Genomic DNA, 2,884 nt, shown 5'->3' with positions numbered 1-2,884 from the left:
GTATTCTGGTATTCAGATCCGCTTTACATGGCAATACTCTTTATTTTGCAGGCTTGATCCCCATGTCCGCATAAAAAGCCTTCCTTAAATCCACCCGTCTATACCACCCGGCAAATATTATTATCCATTTAAAAATTTTACCACTCGTAATACTTTTGCAATTTAGAACCGTCCCCAAATTAAAAAGTGTTACGATTCGAAGATTGTCTAGAAGCCAAGCTTAAGAATTATTTTTTATTGCGCAGAGCTTTAAGTTTGACCAGATCAGATTCCACTCCTTCATAAGGAGTCTCCAGAATAAAAGGGAGGTTTTTAAAAAAATCATCCTGCAAAAGCAGGGAAAATCCCGCTTCACCGATAAACCCTTCCCCGATATGGGCATGGCGGTCTCTTTTTTCGCCCAGGCCTTTCAGGCTATCATTGGCATGTACCAGTTTTACTTTTTCCCGGCCTAGAACAGCATCGATCTCATCTAAAATGTTTTTTATCCCCTGCTCACTGCTGCAGTCATAACCTGCGGCATAAGTATGGCAGGTATCATAACAGACGCCTAACTTATCTCCCATTTTCACACCGTCTATAATCTGTTTCAACTCGGCAAAATTCTTGCCTATTTCCGTTCCCTGTCCGGCCATGGTTTCCAGGAGAATCATGGTATTTCCTTCATAATTGTTTAAAACCTGATCCAGAAGCCTGGCTACCCTTTCCATGCCTTCTTCCAGAGTAGATCCGGTATAGGCCCCCGGATGTAAAACCAGGTAGTCGGCTCCTATCACATCACACTTAAGCAGGTCTTCTTCAATAACCTGCCTGGCAAAAGCATAGAGATCTTCCTTTACCGAAGCCGGATTACATATGTAAGGAATATGTACCACCACCGGGCTTATGCTATTTTCCTTCAGTTTATTTTTAAAATAAACAACTTCTTCTTCAGTAAAAACACGAGCTCCTCTCCCTCTTGGATTGCGCACAAAAATCTGCAAGGCTTCTACTCCTTTTAAAACGGCATCATCAGCCGTTGCTTTCAGTCCTTTGCTAACCGGGAGATGAGCTCCAATAAGCGGCATAGGCACCATTTTATAATATCCACTCCTCTATACTTTGGAAAAACTTTAAATATTTATATCACTATAAGGTTTTTATTTATTATCCCACAAACTGTAATATAAAGCGACATGTTTATGAAACCACCGCTTTCCCCAAAATCTTACCTCAGTATCTTTTTAATCTGGGCAGGTTTCATTTATGATTTTACATCTAAATTCAGGTACTTAAAAATTCTACCAGCCTTCTCGCCCGTACTTCTGCGCTATGATATTTATAAACATATTCCTGCCCTGCTTTTGCTATTTTACTTCTTTCTTCCGGGCAGGAAAGGTAATAATCTACTTTTTCTACCAGTTCTTCACTATTATTGGCCCAATCCAGGTGAACTCCCCGTTTAAACAGATGTTCATGGGCTTTGGTATATTGCGTAAGATAAAAACTGCCGCATCCTAAAACTTCATAGGTACGCATGCTGGTTTGCGTTAGGGAAGTATCACAAAGGTGCATACCTAAAATTATCCTGGCTGAGGCATAAGCTTCCGGAAGCTTATCATACGGTAGAAGTCCTTTATAAAATTCAGGAGGTATGGTAAAAGGCTTATCACTATCTCTCCACCAGTGTCCCCATACTTTAAGGTTATAACCTTTTTCTAGCAAAGGCTGAAGCATGAAACGGGATACCCAGGTTCTTATCTCATAATTGCTCCCCACAAACATAATATCACACCTATATTCCGGATTAGATTCTACCATACGGTGAAAGTCGGGATTACAGCAAAAAAGCATTAAAGCAGCCTTTTTGCCCATTTTTTGATATTCAGGTATAAGCTCACAGGTGGTGGTACAAACAAATTCTGCATCCAGGCTTCTTAAAAGAGATATTTCTTTAAACCATAAAGGATCTTCCGTAGCCCAGTAAATTAACGGCACATTAAAAAACCTCACATTTTCACTAATTGCTTCCCAATTAACATTAGGTGGGTCTCCATCGGCAAAAATAAAATCCGGACTTATTTCTTCTATTTTTTGCCGCAATACTTTTGCCTGTTCATCCCAGGGATACATCCATAAAGGCAATATATAAGGTTCTTCTCCTATTTGGGCTAAACCAGCCGCTATGCCATAAGTTATATAAGGGGGATTATTAACAAATAATATCTTCACCATCTTATCTCCCGACGATTTATATCTAATACAATATATTTTAAATTTTATTTAGTTGATAATACCCATCATTCTGAAAAGTAAACAAACCGCCAGCCACTAAATTTAAAGAGCATCCGTAAAGAACTATCTTTTTTTTAGAAAAAAATTGCACCTTTCTGTTGGCACCAGCTTAAAAACTTATAGCTTACAGAAAGGTGCAGGGGGCAGGTATTAGCCTAAAAATCCGCTGTTTTTTAGGACTTCTACTGCTTTTTCATGATCTTCTTTGGCTACCAGGATTACAGGGCCTGTACAGCCCATTCCGCTTGAGGCATATATCTTATTCTTCCACAAGGCCTTTACCGCATCTTCCATTTCTAATATGTCAATTCCGCTTATCTGGCTTTCTACTACTTTTTCCGGCGGCTTCTCTACTTCTTCTTCTTTTTCTTTGGCTTCTTTGGCTACCTCTACTATCCAGCCGGCTCTCTCTGCTTTTTCTATCTCTTCTTCTTTTATCTTTAAGAATTTTCCTCTTACCATGGAGGCACAGTATTCTATCGCATTAGCTATTACCGGCGTCCCGGATGCTCTTGACAGTATATGGATTAATCTGTCAAATCCTTTCCCTACTCCCGGTCCGTATCCATAGCCTAAGGTCTCATAGCTTCCTCCGCTGTTATACGCACTG

At 39.9% G+C, this 2,884-nt stretch carries 2 protein-coding genes and 1 pseudogene; all 3 read right to left on the bottom strand.

The window, feature by feature from the left end:
• Positions 1-227 precede the first annotated feature (227 nt).
• Entirely contained in the window at positions 228-1,076 is an 849-nt protein-coding gene (locus tag BUB92_RS10915; RefSeq protein ID WP_084728485.1) for a deoxyribonuclease IV, read from the bottom strand.
• Positions 1,077-1,263: 187 nt separating this feature from the next.
• Complete coding sequence (locus BUB92_RS10910) at positions 1,264-2,211, bottom strand: CgeB family protein (RefSeq protein ID WP_073093582.1); 948 nt, start codon at positions 2,209-2,211, stop codon at positions 1,264-1,266.
• A 213-nt stretch (positions 2,212-2,424) separates the two neighbouring features.
• Positions 2,425-2,884: pseudogene (locus tag BUB92_RS10905) on the bottom strand (glycine/sarcosine/betaine reductase complex component C subunit alpha); the annotation flags it as partial.

The sequence above is a fragment of the Thermosyntropha lipolytica DSM 11003 genome (assembly GCF_900129805.1).
Lineage (GTDB): Bacteria > Bacillota > Syntrophomonadia > Syntrophomonadales > Syntrophomonadaceae > Thermosyntropha > Thermosyntropha lipolytica.
The sequence above is the reverse complement of the archived record's forward strand: the minus strand, read 5'-3'. Positions and strand labels throughout refer to the sequence as shown.

Excerpts from the sequence above, each read along its gene's own strand:
- BUB92_RS10915 (WP_084728485.1), bottom strand. The coding sequence starts at position 1,076 with ATGGTGCCTATGCCGCTTATTGGAGCTCATCTCCCGGTTAGCAAAGGA.